This window comes from Acinetobacter terrae (assembly GCF_013004375.1).
GTDB lineage: Bacteria > Pseudomonadota > Gammaproteobacteria > Pseudomonadales > Moraxellaceae > Acinetobacter > Acinetobacter terrae.
The window spans coordinates 48,583-66,574 of the sequence record NZ_JABERI010000016.1 but is presented as its reverse complement, the minus strand read 5'-3'; the positions used below and the strand labels follow the sequence as shown (position 1 = coordinate 66,574).

The 17,992-nt window shown below is 40.1% G+C and carries 14 protein-coding genes and 1 pseudogene; 8 read left to right on the top strand and 7 right to left on the bottom strand.

Features of this window, described 5'->3' with window-relative positions; genetic code table 11:
* Positions 1 to 252: 252 nt before the first annotated feature.
* The 4 genes from HLH14_RS08550 to aceR all read right to left on the bottom strand — a co-directional run bounded on the left by HLH14_RS08550 (position 253) and on the right by aceR (position 4,268).
* Positions 253 to 1,434 carry a benzoate/H(+) symporter BenE family transporter gene (locus tag HLH14_RS08550; RefSeq protein WP_171532913.1) on the bottom strand — a complete coding sequence of 394 codons (1,182 nt, stop codon included), beginning with the start codon at positions 1,432 to 1,434 and terminating at the stop codon, positions 253 to 255.
* 135 nt (positions 1,435 to 1,569) lie between these two features.
* Positions 1,570 to 2,220, bottom strand: coding sequence for a leucine efflux protein LeuE (leuE, locus tag HLH14_RS08545; RefSeq protein WP_171532912.1), 651 nt, complete (start codon positions 2,218 to 2,220; stop codon positions 1,570 to 1,572).
* A gap of 82 nt (positions 2,221 to 2,302) precedes the next feature.
* Complete coding sequence (tal, locus tag HLH14_RS08540) at positions 2,303 to 3,292, bottom strand: transaldolase (protein ID WP_171532911.1); 990 nt, start codon at positions 3,290 to 3,292, stop codon at positions 2,303 to 2,305.
* Between the two features lie 85 nt (positions 3,293 to 3,377).
* Positions 3,378 to 4,268: an HTH-type transcriptional regulator AceR gene (gene aceR / locus HLH14_RS08535; RefSeq protein WP_067726119.1), complete on the bottom strand. Its 891-nt coding sequence runs from the start codon at positions 4,266 to 4,268 to the stop codon at positions 3,378 to 3,380.
* A gap of 84 nt (positions 4,269 to 4,352) precedes the next feature.
* Between aceR and aceI the strand changes: the two genes are divergently transcribed.
* Positions 4,353 to 4,775 (top strand): chlorhexidine efflux PACE transporter AceI, encoded by a 423-nt coding sequence (aceI, locus tag HLH14_RS08530; protein WP_131270775.1) that lies wholly within the window; start codon positions 4,353 to 4,355, stop codon positions 4,773 to 4,775.
* A 206-nt stretch (positions 4,776 to 4,981) separates the two neighbouring features.
* On the top strand, positions 4,982 to 7,210 hold the full coding sequence (locus HLH14_RS08525) for a hypothetical protein (RefSeq protein ID WP_171532910.1): 2,229 nt from the start codon (positions 4,982 to 4,984) through the stop codon (positions 7,208 to 7,210).
* Between the two features lie 57 nt (positions 7,211 to 7,267).
* Here HLH14_RS08525 and HLH14_RS08520 read toward each other — a convergent pair whose 3' ends face one another.
* The gene (locus HLH14_RS08520) at positions 7,268 to 8,785 is read right to left on the bottom strand and encodes an acetyl-CoA C-acetyltransferase (protein WP_171532909.1); all 1,518 of its coding nucleotides are present in this window, start codon (positions 8,783 to 8,785) and stop codon (positions 7,268 to 7,270) included.
* 241 nt (positions 8,786 to 9,026) lie between these two features.
* Here HLH14_RS08520 and HLH14_RS08515 point away from each other — a divergent pair, with 241 nt between their 5' ends.
* From HLH14_RS08515 to dnaX, 5 genes and pseudogenes are all read left to right on the top strand, one after another.
* Positions 9,027 to 10,418 carry a 3-oxoacyl-ACP reductase gene (locus HLH14_RS08515; RefSeq protein WP_171532908.1) on the top strand — a complete coding sequence of 464 codons (1,392 nt, stop codon included), beginning with the start codon at positions 9,027 to 9,029 and terminating at the stop codon, positions 10,416 to 10,418.
* Between the two features lie 163 nt (positions 10,419 to 10,581).
* On the top strand, positions 10,582 to 11,436 hold the full coding sequence (locus tag HLH14_RS08510) for a MaoC family dehydratase (RefSeq protein WP_171532907.1): 855 nt from the start codon (positions 10,582 to 10,584) through the stop codon (positions 11,434 to 11,436).
* Between the two features lie 86 nt (positions 11,437 to 11,522).
* Positions 11,523 to 12,646: pseudogene (locus HLH14_RS08505) on the top strand (serine hydrolase domain-containing protein).
* A 227-nt stretch (positions 12,647 to 12,873) separates the two neighbouring features.
* Positions 12,874 to 13,335, top strand: a complete 462-nt coding sequence (locus HLH14_RS08500; protein WP_171532906.1) for a copper resistance protein NlpE N-terminal domain-containing protein — start codon at positions 12,874 to 12,876, stop codon at positions 13,333 to 13,335.
* Between the two features lie 135 nt (positions 13,336 to 13,470).
* Positions 13,471 to 15,564 carry a DNA polymerase III subunit gamma/tau gene (gene dnaX / locus HLH14_RS08495; protein WP_171532905.1) on the top strand — a complete coding sequence of 698 codons (2,094 nt, stop codon included), beginning with the start codon at positions 13,471 to 13,473 and terminating at the stop codon, positions 15,562 to 15,564.
* Between the two features lie 2 nt (positions 15,565 to 15,566).
* Here dnaX and HLH14_RS08490 read toward each other — a convergent pair whose 3' ends face one another.
* Both HLH14_RS08490 and HLH14_RS08485 read right to left on the bottom strand, forming a co-directional pair.
* On the bottom strand, positions 15,567 to 16,004 hold the full coding sequence (locus tag HLH14_RS08490) for an acyl-CoA thioesterase (protein WP_171532904.1): 438 nt from the start codon (positions 16,002 to 16,004) through the stop codon (positions 15,567 to 15,569).
* A 186-nt stretch (positions 16,005 to 16,190) separates the two neighbouring features.
* A complete protein-coding gene (locus HLH14_RS08485; protein ID WP_171532903.1) occupies positions 16,191 to 17,351 on the bottom strand; it encodes an iron-containing alcohol dehydrogenase in 1,161 nt (386 codons plus the stop codon).
* 116 nt (positions 17,352 to 17,467) lie between these two features.
* Between HLH14_RS08485 and HLH14_RS08480 the strand changes: the two genes are divergently transcribed.
* A complete protein-coding gene (locus HLH14_RS08480) occupies positions 17,468 to 17,992 on the top strand; it encodes a low molecular weight protein-tyrosine-phosphatase (RefSeq protein ID WP_171532902.1) in 525 nt (174 codons plus the stop codon).

Here is a 17,992-nt window from a genome sequence, read left to right as displayed (position 1 = left end):
TCAGTGATGTGCTGAAAAGACTGCCGACACAGAAAATGAGCCAGATTGAAGAATTGTTGCCGCATAAGTGGAAGCCTGCCTGACTGAAGTAGGCTTCACCGGATGCTTACTTTCGTCTTTTATGTCATTTCTTTTTATTTATTATCTCAAGTGATTAAGACCATTCCTTAGGGAAAATAAAAATAGATGAAATATGCTTATATCCCAAGCTAGGGATATAAGGAGTAAAAAACTAAATAGTAAAAACCTAAATTATTTGAATGATGACTGTGTTCTAAACTTCAAGATGATAGACACCGCAAAACCAAATAATAATCCCCAGAACGCGGAACCAATCCCGAAGAACTGTATTCCTGAAGCACTGAACAAGAAGGTCATTAAAGCGGCTTCTCGTTCACTGACATCTTGAAAGGCGATGGCAATGTTGTGACTGATGGTGCCAAATAAAGCAATTCCTGCAAGGGCCACAATAAAAATAGGCGGAAAAGACATCAGTAAACTAGTGAGCGTTGCCGCGAAAACACCCATCACAATATAAAAAAAACCGCAGCTCATTCCTGCAATATAACGTTTTTTAGGATCAGGATGCACTTGATCATCTAAACTGACCGCAGCACTAATAGCCGCAATATTGACGCTGTAGCAACCAAAAGGGGCAAGTAATGTTTGGGTAACTCCGGTCCAGCCAATAAGTTGATTCACATGCGGTTGATAGCCATAGCTTTTGATCATGGCAATTCCGGGTAAATATTGAGATGCCATATTAATCACAAATAAAGGCAGGGCTAAACCTAAAATAGCCGACCAGGTAAATTCAGGCGTAATCCATACAGGCTTGGCTAAGCTCCATTGTAAAACTGGAGTATGAAACTCCATAAACATTGGACAAAGGGCCAGTCCAGCGATCACCGTAATCACGATGCTATAACGTGGTGACAGTCGTTTAGATAAAATGTAAACGACTAAAAGTGAAAGAATAAATCCCCAATCATTTTGCATACTTGCAAAAAGCGCGATGCCAAATTTGAGTAATACACCGGCAAGCATGGCACTGGTCAAGCTTTGTGGAATATAGGACAAAACTTTCTGAAAGATACCTGAAAAACCTAAAATAGCGGTGAGTAGCCCACTAATGAAAAATGCACCAATGGCTTCATATAAGCTATAGCCGCTACCCGTCGCTAAAATGAGTGCAAGCCCCGCAGTAGACCAAGATGTCGCAACAGGATATTTAAACTTCCACGATAAAACTAAACCCGATATCCCAATCCCCAAACCTAAGGCCCAAAACCAGGAGGTGATTTGCTCTGGAGTAGCCCCCAATATTTGTGCAGCTTGAATGACTAAAACCGCAGAAACACTAATACCAATCAGAAAGGTAATGAAACCTGCAAATACAGCAGGGACAGAAAAGTCTTGGAGAAGTTTTTGCATAAATCCTTTGCGGTGATCATTTTATAATGGTTGAAAAGCGTAATAATCATACGCCTTTCATTTTTAAGCGCAAAGGCATAATTGAAATAATAAATAGCGTTGTTATGGATTTAATGATTTAACATGACTCGAAATTTACAAAGTCGTTGTCGCAAGTTTAATCCCAAAACCACAGAATAAAATTCCAACAGCAGCAACACAGGATGCAGTCACTTTATAGCGCTGGGTAAAGTAAGTCGCCAGTTTGGCCCCTGAAAAAATCAGGAGGGTTAAATAACTCATACTAATGATCTGTAATACGACCGCAAGTGCAGTAAAGGTAATTGCCGGGTATGGATAAGCAGGATCTACAAATTGTACGAAGAAGGATAAATAAAACAGAATCGCTTTAGGATTTAAAATGCTAATGGTTAATGCAGTTTTAAAGGGATGGAGTTGCTCAATATTTTTTTCAACAGTAGCGATTTCTTTCTGTGAGTGTGCGGAATTCCATGTGTGATAAGCCGCAATGAGCAATTTTATTCCTAAATAACTTAAGTAAACTGCGCCAATAATTTTCAGTAAGGTAAATAACCAGGGAAAAGCATGCAGTAATGAAGCTGCGCCAAGGGCGGTGAGTAAAATTAAAACAATGTCACCGGTATAAACACCGAAAGCACTTTTATAACCAGCTTTAATGCCAAAACGTGAAGCGATGGACATCACGTATAAAGAATTGGGTCCCGGCAATAACACAATTAAGGTTGTACCAATAATATAGGTAGTAAGATCGGTGATGCCGAACACAATAAATACACTCTCAAACGATCAAAAAGCCGACTTTTTCACTATAACAAAATCGGCTTTTTGATGGTGCAATATTACTATTTTAAGCTTGTATTTCAGCATCTAAGCCAAAAGATTGGCGAAGTAATGTACTTAATTGTTCGCGGGCCTTAATAAAGCCATCAATTCCACTTTGTAAAAGTTGTGAAGACATCAAGTCATGTTCAATTTGATCTTTAAACATTTCCTTGGTTAAAGGTGTAACGATACGCTGGCAATGGGCTTGTGCATGATTGGTTGAAAGCTGAGGAACTACTTCACGTTGATCTTGTTCAAGCTCTGCCAAAAGGTTTGGCGAAACGGTAAGCAGGTCACAACCAGCTAATCCTAGGACTTGGTCAATACTGCGGAAGCTTGCACCCATAATTTCCGTTTTAATACAGTGTTGTTTGTAGAAATGGTAAATTTGCTTCACTGAAAGTACACCCGGATCTTTATCAATCGGGTAGTGATCTACATTTTCTGCTTTCTTGTACCAATCTAAAATACGACCAACAAATGGGGAGATCAGGGTCACATTGGCATCAGCACAGGCTTGAGCCTGATGCAAACCAAACAATAGTGTCAGATTACAATGAATGCCTTCCGCTTCTAATGCTTTGGCTGCCTGAATGCCTTCCCAAGTTGAAGCGATTTTAATCAGGATACGATTTTGATCGATACCATAATTTTTATACAAAGCCAGTAATTCTTTGGCTTTGGCAATCGTGGCATCAGTATCATAAGAAAGGGCAGCATCGACTTCAGTCGAAACACGACCTTCGATCAATTTTAAAATTTCAACGCCGAATTTAACCGTCAGAATGTCAATGGTACGTTCAACTAAAAGATCACCGCTATAACCTTCAGACTTTGCCTGCTCAAATGCATCTTCAATCAGTTGCTTATTTTCAGGCAGATTTGCGGCAGCGGTAATCAGTGAAGGATTGGTTGTTGCATCCAAGGGACGGAATTTTTCAATAGCGGAAAGGTCGCTACTGTCGGCAACAATCGTCGTGAGGCTTTTTAATTGGTTTAAGGCTGATTGAGTCATTGGTCTAGTTCTTAAAGTTATTTCCCTATATTTGTTATATCACAATCTGCTTTTAACCCAAGTAAAAAGCATGTATAAGGCCTGTCTATTTTGTGTTTTTCCGCGAATTTCGGATGTGATTAATCAAAAAACGAGCAGCTGCCCCCAGTTGACTTTCACGACTCCAGACCAAATCGACAAAATATTCAAATTTAGGACTGAAATCTAAAAAGTTAAGAATTTTAAGTTGCTGCTTAATATGTGGATTTTGATTTAACATTTCCAAAGGTAAAACCCCCCAACCCAAACCTTCGATAATCATGGAACAGGCAGAATGATTGTTGTCCGTGCGCCAATATTTTTTTGAAAATAACAATTCAGGCTTAATAGTGCGGTCACGACTGGCCACCACAATTTGCCGGCTTTGCAAAATTTGCTCATAGCTGACTTGTTCAAATGCAGCTATAGGCGAATCAATTGCAGCTACAGGCACCAAGGCTTCACGTTTAAGTTCGACAAACTGTTCACGACTTTCCAATTGTTCACGTTCAAACATCAATGCCAATTGCGCCGTCTGATTGAGCAGCATTTTTAAAGCATCTTCTTGCGGTGCTGAAAAAATATTGATTTGCAGTTCCGGGAATTGCTTTTCGATCAGTGAAATATAGTCTGTCCAGTGCGTATGTAACAGCTCGGAGACCACCACAATATTCAAACTTGATTCCAAGCCTTCACTTAAGGCAAAAGCATGCTGTTTCCACTGATTGATTTCGATTAAGAGTTGTTCTGTTTTTTCATACAAGGTGAGTGCTTGCGGTGTTGGAACAGGCTCGCGTCCAACACGCTGGAATAGTGATAAATTCAGATCTATTTCTAAATTGGCAATCGACATACTCACCGCAGAAGGGACTTTTCCCAGCTTTCTCGCGGCAGCAGAAAATGAACCGCTTTCAATCACAGTCTTAAAAATAATCAGTTGTTCTTGGTTAATATTCATCTATCAAAACTTTTGAAAGAATCTAATTCGATTAATCAATAATATCAAAATAAAATGCCTTTACCTAAATGAATGAGTATTAAAATGTTGATTTCCAAAAGAAGGATTGTCCATGCGCTGAGTTATGAGATCATCCTGTTGGTCATCATTGCGATTGCCTTGAGCTTTATTTTTGATATGCCGATGGAAGTGACTGGAACACTCGGTATTGTGATGGCGGTAACTTCAGTGTTCTGGAATATGACTTTTAACCATTTCTTTGAAAAGTTTGAAGCCAAGCGTCAATTAAAAAGAACGGTAGGTGTGCGTATTCTGCATGCGATCGGTTTTGAAGGTGGCTTGATGTTAGCCACTATTCCAATGGTTGCTTATGCGATGCAGATGAGTATTGGACAGGCCATTTTGCTCGATTTCAGTATGACCATGTGTATTCTGGTTTATACCTTTATTTTTCAGTGGTGTTATGACCATATCGAAATGCAATTGGGTGTGCGTGTGAATGCCTGATGATCGAAAAATTAAATTAAAATGATTAAAAATTAACCAAGCTCAGTTCAAGCTATTATAAAAATAATGTGAATGGTTAATTAGTAATGATTGAGGACTTGATTGAGTCCTCAATCATTGTGCTGGTTCAAACTACAAAAACAAGTTATAAGAAATTGATTTTTAATTTATTTTTATTTTGGTTTTTTAAATTTAGGGGGTGAGTTGTGCAGCTTAAATTAGCCATTTTGGCGCTGTCTGTAGCATTTTTAATGACAGCTTGTGGTGGTGGAGGGGATTCAGATCAACAATTATCAGATACGGGGGTTATTCATCCTGAAGAATCTGTACAATTACCAATAGATCAACCAGTAGTAGCAGAAGAAAATATATTAAGTACGGTTCGTATTGCCGATGTTGCATCTGAACTTACAGCAGCCACTTTTTCATTAAGCTCTTGGAGTCCACGGGCTTTAGTTCAGCATAACGATATTTTATACATTAGTGATTATCATCCAACACCACAAATTTTGCGTTATGACCTCAAAAATAAACGCGCTTTATCTCCGATTATTTTGAGTGTAACCAATGCGTTAGGACGAAAGGTTGTATGGACAGACTTAACAGATATCTATATTGAGCAAAATCGACTTTATGTGGCAACAGGTACTGGTCAGCGTGTCGATGTGTTTAATTTAAATGGTGCAGTGGCTGAATTGGTCATGTCTTTAGGGACAGGTTCATCAAATGGTGACCAATCCTCTTATGCCATCACTTACCCAATGGGCGTTACTGCGAATAAAGATTATGTTTTTGTTGCAGATCAACAAAACCGTATCAACGTGTGGAAACAAGAGGATGTAAAGGGTGTAAATGACCTTAGTGCCAAAAAAATCAGCCGTTTGAGTTTGCCGACTTGTATGAAAGGTTGTGTGGCACGTTTAGAAGTCATTGGTAATCAGTTATATGCTTCAACCAATGCGGGTAATAGCTATGTTTATGATATTGATAAAATTGTAGCGGCATCTGATTCAACAACTCTGATTGAACCGAATAAGACTCAAAATAGTATTGCTACCGTGATTGTGAATTCAGCACAAGAAGGACTGGTATATGCTGCCCAACCTTCGGGTCGTATTCAAAGCTTTAAGCAACAAGATGTTCAAGCTGCAACAACTGTGCTACCGAGTAATGTTGTTGATTCAGCGGCACAATTCCGCTTAAAAGGACAAAGTCAATCACAAGCGCTCGCTTTATCCAACGATCTGATTGTATATGGTGATGAGCTGTATACACTTGGGAAGAACAGCATCACAGTGTTGCCGCTACGTCGTGTGAAACAAAAACTATATAGTGAAACAACAACGCCAAATCGTCTGTTAGAAACACAAGCAACGACTCAGACACGCGTTTTACAAGATGGTGAAAGTTGGTCGACGTTGACCAATGTGGCTGAACGTCATGTCTTTATGGACAAGATTCTGTCTGCACAATTGGATCGAAATAAATTACGTTTACAAAGTTACAGTGCTGTACCTGTCAGAAATTTACAAATTCAAGCGAAATTACGTCAAAGCAATATTTGGGTGAACCTTTTAGAGTTAGATAGTTTGAAGCCATTTTCTAAGACTGAATTGCCACTCCAAATGAATGCCAATACCCGATTTAATCGAGTTGATGGTCAAGGTTCGGTCCAGCTTGAAGGGTTAAACCAATTTGTAGAAATGCCAGCTGATTTATTTGACGATATTCGTATTCATTCAGAAACGGATACACATGTACAAAAGCTTAATTCGATTAAGGCAAAATGGAAAATTTACTTTGGAACGTATGATGAACCCGGTAAATGGTGCCGTATAACACCAGTATATGCACGTGAATGGGTCATCATGATGACCAATTTAGCGTATATGCTGAGTACGTCTGAATTCGAAACTTTATGGTTTAACCACAAAGCTGTGATGGGTCATGATTTCTTTGGTAATGCAGGGAAAGTGGATGGTCCGAATGGCTTCTATAAAGCTGAAGATTACGCCCGTGTATATCAAGATATTCTCAATCGTGATGAAGTGAACTTGGGTGTGACTAATATGGGTGGTGGACTCGGTGGATGGAAAGTACTCGGAGTTGATACATGGCTCTTCTATGGTCATTATCGGCTATCTGGCTTCCGTATTATTGCACATGAGTTTGGTCACCGTTGGGGTGGGCATAACAGTGCTTGGGCAATGGCAGGCTATGGTTTTGAGCCAATGGTTGATTGGCTAAACTTCTATTTCCAACGTCGTCCTGGTTCATTACCGTATATGGATCCGAATGTGAATGCTTTCCATTTGACCCCTGATACTGAACTGTGCCAAGGTGTGAACCAGAATATGGTCAAAAGTGTAGCAACCCGTGCACCATGGAATAAAGTCGATGAATACTTTAAAAATAATCCGATTAATAAAAATTAAATTTGAAGCATAAAAAAAGCACCTCAATTGAGGTGCTTTTTTTATTCGTTCACTCGATTATTTTTCAATAATCGCTGTCACACCTTGACCGCCAGCAGCACAGATCGAAACAAGCACACGACCTGAACCTTTCTGATTTAGCAGTTTTGCTGCAGTGGCGATAATACGTCCGCCCGTTGCTGCAAATGGGTGACCAGCTGCTAAAGATGAACCTTTAACATTCAGTTTAGAACGGTCAATTGAACCGAGTGGTGCATCCAAGCCTAAACGTTCTTTACAGAATTTTGGATCTTCCCAAGCTTTCAAAGTAGAAAGCACTTGAGATGCGAATGCTTCATGGATTTCATAGTAATCGAAGTCTTGAAGTTTAAGACCTGCGCGTTCAAGCATACGTGGAACTGCATAAGCAGGCGCCATCAATAAGCCTTCTTTTTTCTCAACGAAATCTACTGCAGCAGTTTCTTGGAATGTTAGGTAAGCAAGAACTTCGTGACCATTTGCTTTAGCCCATTCTTCAGAAGCTAATAGTACACATGACGCACCGTCAGTCAGCGGAGTAGAGTTACCCGCAGTCATCGTACGTGCATCGCCTTTACCAAATGCAGGCTTTAATTTTGCCAGTTTTTCTGCAGTTGAATCAGGACGCAAGTTATTGTCGCGCTCTAAACCCAGGAATGGTGTGATCAAATCATCGAAGAAACCTTCTTCGTAAGCAGCCGCCATTTTTTGATGTGAAGATGCAGCAAGTTCGTCTTGCGCTTCACGAGAAATACCCCATTCAAGTGCAGTGATCGCTTGATGGTCACCCATAGAAAGACCTGTACGTGGCTCACCATTTTTAGGTGCGTCCATTAAATCTTTCAGGTTGATTTTAGTTAAAGCTTTTAAACGGTCTTTAGCTGTTTTTGCAATGTTCAATTCAAGTAAAGCTTTACGTAAACCATCACCGAATGCGATTGGCGCATCCGAAGTGGTATCTACACCACCAGCAATACCGACTTCAATTTGACCCAAGGCAATTTTGTTTGCAACAAGGAAAGCAGCTTGCAAGCCAGTACCACAGGCTTGCTGAATATCGTAAGCAGGTGTTTCAGGAGCCAGTTCAGTGTTTAACACACATTCACGTGTCATGTTAAAGTCACGGCTGTGTTTTAAAACAGCGCCTGCAACTACTTCGCCTAAGCGTTGACCTTGCAGGTTGAAACGCTCAACCAGACCATTCAATACTGCTGTAAACATGTCTGAGTTAGAAGCAGTGAAATAAGCGCCGTTTGAACGAGCGAAAGGAATACGGTTACCACCGATAATAGCAACGCGGCGAACAGTGTTTTGACTCATGGATTTATCCTGTTGAACAGCGGTTTGAATTGTAGATTCAGATTTTTTTGTAGTGGAAGCAGTACTTTTACTACGCGGTGACGTTGAACGAGGTCGAGTCGGCTTGGTCGCATTGCTTGCTGACTTTGTGGCAGTGCCAGAACTTTTAGTTGTACGCGCGGTACTTTTTGATGTATTTGACACAGTTTCCGTAGCAGAATTTTCAACTGTTGGATTTTCTTGAGTTGTGTTGCTCATAAGGCTTTTCCAAGCATTTTACAGTATTCTTGGCGTGTACATTAACACAATCTAAAAATAGCTGAATTGACTACAATGACATTACACAAAGCATTCAGGTCAAGACATCCATTGTTTAACTCAAGTATGATTCTATAGAAACTGATGGATGTATTGAAATATAAGACTCTAGACATCATATTGAAGTTAAAAGGATATCTTTAAATCCATCAAAAATTAATTTGTATGAGAGATAATAAACATGACTGACCAATACCAAACCTTCGCAAAATCTCCTATTGGTAAATTTGTCATCAAAAATTTAGGTTTGCCATCACCGATTTTTTTAGATCGTTTTGAGTCGGCAACTCCGGTGGTTAAGGGGGCAGTTTTATTTGGTGCTGCACCATCTTCAACTTTATCGGGTTCAATTGCGCAAGTTCTTGCAAACATTCATGCCAACAGCTATGCAGGTAACAATACTGAATTACAACAAGCTGCTGCAAAAACAGGTTTAAACCTGAGTGCATTTAATGAAGGCGACAAAGAATCTAAGTTTAAAGCTGTGATTTTTGATGCATCTGGTATTCAAAATTCTGAACAACTCAAAGAGCTCTATAACTTCTTTAATCCGATTGCACGTCAAATCCAGACGTCTGGTCGTGTTGTGGTTGTTGGCATCACACCTGAAACTGCAAAAACAGTGAAACAAGCCATTGCACAACGTGCACTTGAAGGTTTTGTGAAATCTGTGGGTAAAGAATTCAAGAAAGGTATTGCTGCCCAACTAGTTTATGTCGATGAAGGTGCTGAAGCAAACCTTGAATCTACAGTTCGTTTTGCATTGTCTCCACGTTCTGCTTATGTGTCAGGTCAGGTGATCCGTGTTTCTAAAGCAGATGTTGTAGATATTGACTGGGCAAAACCACTTGCGGGTAAAACAGCTGTTGTCACAGGTGCGAGCCGTGGTATTGGTGAAGCGATTGCACATGTATTGTCACGTGATGGCGCGCATGTGATTTGCTTGGACGTTCCGCAACAACAGGCTGACCTTGACCGTGTTGCCGGTGAAATTGGTGGTTCAACGTTAGCGATAGACATTACTGCTGCGGACGCTGGTGAAAAAATCAAAGCCGCTGCGGCTGCTCAAGGCGGTCTGGATATTATCGTGCATAACGCAGGGATTACCCGTGACAAAACTTTGGCAAACATGAAGCCTGAGCTTTGGGACTTGGTGATTAACATTAACTTGTCTGCAATTGAGCGTGTCAATGATTACCTTCTTGAAAATGATGGCTTCAATACAAATGGTCGTATTGTGTGTGTATCTTCTATCTCAGGTATCGCAGGTAATTTAGGTCAAACCAACTATGCAGCATCTAAAGCGGGTGTAATTGGGGTAGTTAAATTCACTGCACCATTATTGAAAAATGGTGTGACCATTAACGCCGTTGCACCTGGTTTTATTGAAACACAAATGACAGCTGCAATTCCATTTGCCATTCGTGAAGCAGGCCGTCGTATGAACTCGATGAGCCAAGGTGGTTTACCTGTCGATGTTGCTGAAACGATTGCATTATTTGCATCTTCTGCTTCTACAGGTTTAAATGGCAACGTAGTTCGTGTGTGTGGTCAAAGCTTGTTGGGTGCTTAATCCTCAAAAGCCTTGAATTTTCCCTCTCCTTAAAGGAGAGGGCTAAGGAGAGGTAAAATTATTTGTATTATAAATGGGATGGAATTCACCCCTCATCCCAACCTTCTCCCTGAGGGAGAAGGAGCTTTCAAAATATTGAAATAAAAACTTCCAAAGGTTCAGTATGAATACTCGCCATTTTAGTCAACTTCCAAAACCTTATTTAGCCTATCCGAAAGTGATTCAAGGCTTGATTTTTAAAAAGCCGAAGGGTGAAAAAGTGCTACCGCAAGTTGAATATGTGGTGGATTCATTCAAGGTCGATCAAAAACATTTAAAAGCCTACAACGAAGTGTGTGGCTTTAAAAATAACGGTTATATTCCTGCGATTTATTTAGCGGTACTGTCTCAAAGCCTGCAAATGCACATGATGACGCAAGAAGCATTTCCATTTGCGATTTTAGGTCTGGTGCATATTCGTAACCAGATTAAGCAGACCCGTAAAGTTGGGGTAAATGAACAACTGACTTTGTCTTGCAAGTTTGGTGAATTACAAGCGCATGACAAAGGTGTTCAGTTTGACTTTATTACCATTACAAAAGTGGGTAATGAAGTGGTGATGGAAGGTACAACGACTTATCTGGCACGCCAAAAAACCAATGGCAAAGTTGCAGCTAAAGTCGCTGAATCAAAAGCACCTGCCTATGAAATGCAAGCAGAGTGGAATGTGTCGGAAAATACCGGTCGCCGTTATGCTTTAACTTCAGGTGACTTTAATCTGATCCATATTCATGCCATTACTGCAAAAGCTTTTGGTTTTAAACAAGCCATTGCCCACGGGATGTGGAGTAAAGCCAAAGCATTGGCGAGCTTAACTCTTCCAGACAGCTATGAAGCGGATGTCTGGTTTAAGTTGCCGATGTATTTACCTTCAAAAGTTGAGTTTTTAACGGCAAATAAAGGTAAGGATATCGAATTCCTGATTCGAAATACAAAAAACCAAAAACCACATGTGTCGGGTAGTATTAAAGCACTATAAGAGCAAAGCCTAATTCACTGCTGATTTAGGCTTTTTTGTTTTAAGCTCTGGGTAAATAACGACTGGTTTAGGGAAAGCACAGTTTAATGAACAAAATAAAAGAATATATCTTCGCCAATACAGAAAATTATCAGGGACAGGTGGATAAGCGCTTTAAAGACCTCGCCAAACAATTTAGCCGTATGCAGGATGCGCGTGCTGAACAAGGTGGGGCAGCTTAGTCGTTTATTTCCAGGGGCAGAAAGTCGTTGATATTTACACAGGTAAAAAATCAGAAACTGAAAACTGGCAATCCGATACTCTGTCAGTGTGCTATTCAACGGGTAAAGGTGTACTTTCGACACTGGCTCATATTTTGGTGAGTGAAGGTTTTTTAGATTACGACACGCCAGTTGCACAGTATTGGCCTGAATTTGCACAGAATGGTAAAGAGCAAATTACTTTAAGGCATATATTGAGCCATCAAAGTGGCTTATATGACATTCGTAATCATATTGCTGATGCATCTGAGATGGCTGACTGGAATCATATGCTCGATGTCATTGCCAATGCCAAACCGCGATTTGAAATAGGTGTAGATGCAGCTTATCAACCCTTAACTTTTGGCTGGCAGGTGGGTGGTGTGCTTGAAAAGGCGACAGGGAAATCTTTGTCAGCTTTAATGCAACAGTATTTGGTTGAACCTTTAGCTTTAGATGGTGCGTACTTTGGCGTTGCTGAATCTGAGTTGGCTCGAGTTGCAAGACCATTCTCAAAATTAAAAACAGAACAAAAGCCTTCATTACAAGCAAAACCGAAAAAAAAGAAAGCTTCAGTATTTGATAAGGTTGCTGAATGGTCAGGACAAAACCCGCAAGATTTCCAAGATGCCATGATTCCCAAAGGAATGAAGAAATTTAGTTTCTTTAGTGACGAAGGTTTAAAAGCGGTTATCCCTGCTGCAAATGGAGTTTTCACTGCGAATAGTCTGGCAAAAATTTATGCCATGCTTGCGAATGGGGGTGAGTGGAACGGTCAGCAATTGATTCGCCCAGATATCTTTAAAAATTTAAGTACAGTTCAATATACCAAGCGTGACCGTATTATGCCCTTACCGATGCATTGGCGTTTGGGCTATCACCGGGTTTTAACTATGGGAAAAAATCAAACGGTTTTGGACATATTGGATTTAATGGCTCTGGCGCATGGTGTGACCCTGAGCGTAATCTGAGTTTCGCTTATACGCATAATTTTGCTACAGCTTCGATCACGGGGGATTATCGTCTGTGGGGTTTAACCCAAGAAACCTTACGTAGTGCGGATGCAGCATTAAAAGGGCGTAAGGGCTGGTTTTAAACGGCATATCATTTGGAAATGTAAGCGCATATTCTGAAGGCGTAAATTCGGAAAAAGTGTGATATTTTCCCCACACCAAAATCTCTACATTGGGTTGTCCTGATGAAAAAGCCGATTCTTATTCCCCTAATTGCTTCTTCTGTCTTGTTGGGTTGTCAGGATTCTACACAGGTGAGTAACGAAAATAATAAGCAAACCGACACTGTTGCAGAGCAGAAAGTCACAGTTGCGAAATGGGTTGGGGAATATCAAGGAACGACACCGTGTATGAGCTGTATTTCACGTTGTGAAGAATGTCCTGGCATGGCTGTAGATTTAGTGCTCAATCAGGACAAGAGCTATACTTTAAAACGTGAAAGTTTAAGTGGAAATGATAAGCGGGAAATCTATACAGGACATTTCCTGTTTAGTAATCCTGATCAGAGCAAGCTTGAATTGATGCAGGTCAAGACACGGAATTTAATCTATGTGGATTTAGATCAGCAACTGCTTGAAATTCTGGAAGATCAGACTGGTAATATTTATAATGCGGAAGATGATTTTATTTTAGAAAAGAAGGTTTAATCCATTTTCTTTAAGTTATGGCAAAATCGAAAAAATAGTTCTACTTATCTCGTATTTGATTGAAAGCTTTTGCAGATTGTTCATTCACTCTTACTCAAAAAAACAGTATGCTTAGACCTGTAAAAAGGAGCATACATGTATCAAGTACTTGCGCGTAAATATCGTCCACGTAATTTTATTGAATTGGTTGGACAAAACCATGTGTCACGAGCGCTCACCAGTGCCTTAGAACGTGGTCGTTTACACCATGCGTATTTATTTACTGGCACACGTGGGGTCGGTAAAACTACGATTGCCCGTATTTTGGCAAAGTGCTTGAACTGTGAAACGGGTGTAACCTCTACACCGTGTGAAGTGTGCGCAACCTGTAAAGCGGTCAATGAAGGTCGTTTTATCGATTTAATTGAAATTGATGCTGCATCACGTACTAAAGTTGAAGATACACGTGAACTATTGGATAACGTTCCGTATGCGCCAACGCAAGGTCGTTTTAAGGTTTACTTAATCGATGAAGTGCATATGCTTTCTACGCATTCATTCAATGCCTTACTGAAAACATTAGAAGAACCGCCTGAACACGTCAAATTCCTTTTTGCGACCACCGATCCACAAAAGCTTCCGATTACCGTCATTTCTCGTTGTTTGCAATTTACTTTGCGTCCGCTTGCTGTGGATGAAATTACTGAACATCTGACGCATATTTTACAGAAAGAAGAGATTCAGGCAGAACAGGATGCAATTTGGCAAATTGCTGAATCTGCACAAGGTTCATTGCGTGATGCATTGTCTTTAACCGATCAGGCGATTGCTTATGGTCAGGGCGCAATCCAGCATCAAGATGTCAAAGAAATGCTTGGCTTGATTGACCGAACCATTATTTATGATCTGGTTTTAGCCATTCATCAAAATCAAAAGCAACGTGTTAGCGAATTGTTGATGCAATTTAGACAACAGGCTTTAGATGTTTCACTGGTTTTAGATCAGTTGATTTCCACTTTGCATGAATTGGCTTTACTGCAATATTTACCAGATTTAAGTCTGAAATATAGCGCTGAAATTAATAAAAAAATCATGCAATTATCGCAGCTGATTTCAGCACAAGATTTACAACTGTATTATCAGGTGGCTTGTAAAGGCCGTGCGGATTTGCAACTTGCGGTGACACAAGAGCAAGGTTTTGAGATGTGCGTGTTACGCTTACTCGCGTTCCGTCCATTACAACCGAATGAAGTTTTGGTATCTGCACCACAGCAGGTTCAGCAACAAGCGCCACAGATCACCGCTCAGGCACCTGTCCAAAATGCACAACTACACGTTGACGAATATCAAGCACCTGTTGCTGAAATTCAATCACAGTTAAGTACGCAAATTCAAGAACCATCTTCAGATGATTTCTTGGACGAACCGATGCTTGAGGTTACAGAGCCGAATTCAACAGCAAACTCAGATCAAATTGTATTTGATCCTGCATCAGAAGATGCATTGTTTGATTTAGATGAATCGAATGATGATGTTAATGTTGTAGCAGATAACGCAGATCAAGAAGACGCAAGCAGTGATGATTTCCTGTTTGATGAAATCGCACCGTTAAATGATGCGGTAGAAGCTGAAACGATAAAACCACAAGATGGCATTGTTGTAGCTGTTCAAGAAGATGATTTATTCTTAAGCCAAGAACAGATGCCGATTGAGTCGGTATCTAAAGTTGCAGCAGTCAAGGTTGTCGATGAGCCTGTTCTTGAATTAGAACAACCGAGTCTTGAAGAAAAGCGAGTTGCTGTTGAAACTGTATCAGCTCAAAATTCAGGCTTAATGCCACAAGATATCTTAAGACTAACGCCTCAACAGCTTGAAGGTGATTGGACGGTAGACAAGTGGGAATACTGGTTTAGAAATAGCACTTTAACGCCTGCTGTACAGGAACTGGCACAACAAGGTGTGATGACCGGTCAGATTGATGGGGAATCATTATTCCATATTCCACCGCAATATGAACAGTTGTTAAATCAGTTACAACACACCTTAGAACAAGCATTAAAAAATGAATGGCCGAATACGCATTTTCAGGTCAAATATGCTGAAGTTGAAGCAATCACGCCATATAGCATGCAAAATCAACGTAAAGAAAAGGCCTATGCACGTGCTTCAGAGCTACTTCATGCAGAAGCAGCAGTGAAGGATATTCTGCAAAACTTTGATGCTGAAATACAGAATATCCAGCTCAAATAAGTTTATTCATTCACACAATATTGAGATAAAGCATCCCGCATTTCGATTGGAATCGGGGTGCTTTTTCTTGTCTGGCGATCCACAAAGACATGTACGAAATGACCTTGTGCAGAGGCGACATCATGGAACGGTTTAAAAATTGCTAAATCGTATTGCATGGATGAATTACCAAGTTTGGAAATCACCACGCCGACCTCAATAATTTCAGGATAAGAAAGTTCTTGGAAAAAACTGCAGGCCGAATCAACGACCAATCCAATGACTGGAGAATATCGAATATCAAAGCCTGCCTTTTCAATCAATAAAGCATTGGCTGCGGTATCAAAATAACTGTAATAGGTGACATTGTTGACATGACCATATATATCGTTATCTGACCATCGCGTTTGAATGGGTAAGAAGTATGAAAAATCAGCGCGTTGTTTTGGTATTTGCTTCATTGTGATTTTATGTTCTACAGGTCATTTATATTCAGTTGTACTGTTAAAAATAAATGAATGCAAGCGGGTAAAAGCAAGGTCATCTACAGGCGAGCAAATGACTTTGCGATATTGTTTTTATTGATACGATCTTTTGATTGCAATAAAAAATCGCTTAAAAATGATATGAAGATAAACAAAAACAAATTATGCATAAATAGCTTCATAAATTTTTCGGGCATCCTGCAATTGGAGTTCACGCGGATTATTTTGTAAAAGTCGGGTTTGCAACATGGCATCATTGGCTAATTGCTCAAGCTTATTTTCCGGAACATTTAAATCTTTCAGTTTTAAAATCAAACCGCTTTTATCTAAATGATTCTGCATATGATCAATAAATAAATCGCATAAACCATCAGTGCTGCCGGTACTTTTGGGATCCAACCAGCACATCAATTCAGCATAGAGTTGCTTTGCCTTGGGCGCATTAAATTTTAAAACCTCAGTCAAGACCAAGGCATTGCTATGACCATGCGAAATATGGAAATGTCCACCTAGCGGATAAGCCAGTGCATGTACCGCAGCGACAGGTGCATTGGCAAAGGCTTGACCGGCAAGCATTGAACCGACCAGCATATTTTGACGTGCCTCTAAATTCTGTCCATCCGTCAAGACTAAGCTTAAGTTTTTATTCAGTAATCTGAGCGCCTGTTTGGCCAACATATCGGCATAGGGATTCTTTTTTATTTTTGATGTGTAGGCTTCAATCGCATGCACCATCGCATCTATGCCGGTAGCAGCCGTAATATGTGCAGGCAAGTTTTGAGTAAAAGTCGCATCTAAAATGGCGACATCTGCAAATAACACCGGAGAGACGATGCCAGTTTTTGTGGTTTCACCTGTGGTGACAATAGAAATAGGGGTCACTTCAGAACCCGTACCTGCCGTAGTGGGAACTAAAAATAACGGCAGTCGTGGATTTTTAACATTATTTACGCCATATAAATCTTGCAAAGTTTGCTGTTGCTCAGGATGTGCCAAAATGGCGATCACTTTCGCGACATCTAGAGAACTTCCGCCACCAAAACCTAAAACGATATCGATTTTTGCATTTTTTGCGAATTGAACCGCTTCTAGAACAATATGTTCGGGAGGATCTGCTTGAACGCTAGAATAAATGACATAATCAAGCCGAATCATCTCCAAAATTTCAATAATCGGTAAGTGTAATTGTTGCTTAATCATTCCAGCATCGGTGACCAATAATAGTTTTTTATAGGGCTGCTGTTGCAACAATTGCTTTAACTCATAGATCGAGCCGAGCCCTGAAATAATATTCGAGACGGTCTGGAATTGAAAATGGCTCATCTATTGCATCCTTTTTGATATCAAATTCAAGATTATTGTTTTAGCGTTCTATAGGATTCATCCCATAAATAACTTAACATAAGACACCTGAAAATAAAGCAGTTATCGAGGTTGTTATGTCATCCAAAACGCCATATAAGGTGTTATGTGTGTGTTTAGGAAATATTTGTCGCTCTCCTACGGCAGAAGTTGTGCTTAGACATTTTTGTGATGAACATCAGCTCAATATTGTGATTGATTCAGCGGGAACCAGTAATTATCATCCCGGAAAAGCGCCCGATGAACGTAGCCAGAAACATGCTTTAAAGCGTGGTTATGATTTATCAGCCCTGCGTGCGCGCCAATTAAAGCCTCAAGATTTCATTGAATTTGATCTGATTTTGGCGATGGATCATGAAAATTTATTTAATATTCAGGCTCTTTCAGAACAGGTACATATAGAATATGGAACAGGTCAGATTCGGGCAAAAATTGCATTGATGAGTGAATACGATCAAATTTATCTCAAACAAGCTTTACCAGACCCATATTATGGCGGTGTAGAGGGTTTTGAGCGTGTACTCGATCAGTGTGAATCGAGTAGTTTGGCGTGGGTCACTATTTTCAAACAACAGTTTAAACAACAGATCGATGTGAAATAA

Coding starts and splice junctions, on each gene's coding strand:
- aceR (WP_067726119.1), bottom strand. CDS start 4,268: ATGAATATTAACCAAGAACAACTGATTATTTTTAAGACTGTGATTGAA.
- HLH14_RS08510 (WP_171532907.1), top strand. CDS start 10,582: ATGAATACTCGCCATTTTAGTCAACTTCCAAAACCTTATTTAGCCTAT.
- HLH14_RS08490 (WP_171532904.1), bottom strand. CDS start 16,004: ATGAAGCAAATACCAAAACAACGCGCTGATTTTTCATACTTCTTACCC.
- HLH14_RS08550 (WP_171532913.1), bottom strand. CDS start 1,434: ATGCAAAAACTTCTCCAAGACTTTTCTGTCCCTGCTGTATTTGCAGGT.
- HLH14_RS08485 (WP_171532903.1), bottom strand. CDS start 17,351: ATGAGCCATTTTCAATTCCAGACCGTCTCGAATATTATTTCAGGGCTC.
- tal (WP_171532911.1), bottom strand. CDS start 3,292: ATGACTCAATCAGCCTTAAACCAATTAAAAAGCCTCACGACGATTGTT.
- HLH14_RS08515 (WP_171532908.1), top strand. CDS start 9,027: ATGACTGACCAATACCAAACCTTCGCAAAATCTCCTATTGGTAAATTT.
- HLH14_RS08520 (WP_171532909.1), bottom strand. CDS start 8,785: ATGAGCAACACAACTCAAGAAAATCCAACAGTTGAAAATTCTGCTACG.
- HLH14_RS08500 (WP_171532906.1), top strand. CDS start 12,874: ATGAAAAAGCCGATTCTTATTCCCCTAATTGCTTCTTCTGTCTTGTTG.
- aceI (WP_131270775.1), top strand. CDS start 4,353: ATGTTGATTTCCAAAAGAAGGATTGTCCATGCGCTGAGTTATGAGATC.
- dnaX (WP_171532905.1), top strand. CDS start 13,471: ATGTATCAAGTACTTGCGCGTAAATATCGTCCACGTAATTTTATTGAA.
- HLH14_RS08480 (WP_171532902.1), top strand. CDS start 17,468: ATGTCATCCAAAACGCCATATAAGGTGTTATGTGTGTGTTTAGGAAAT.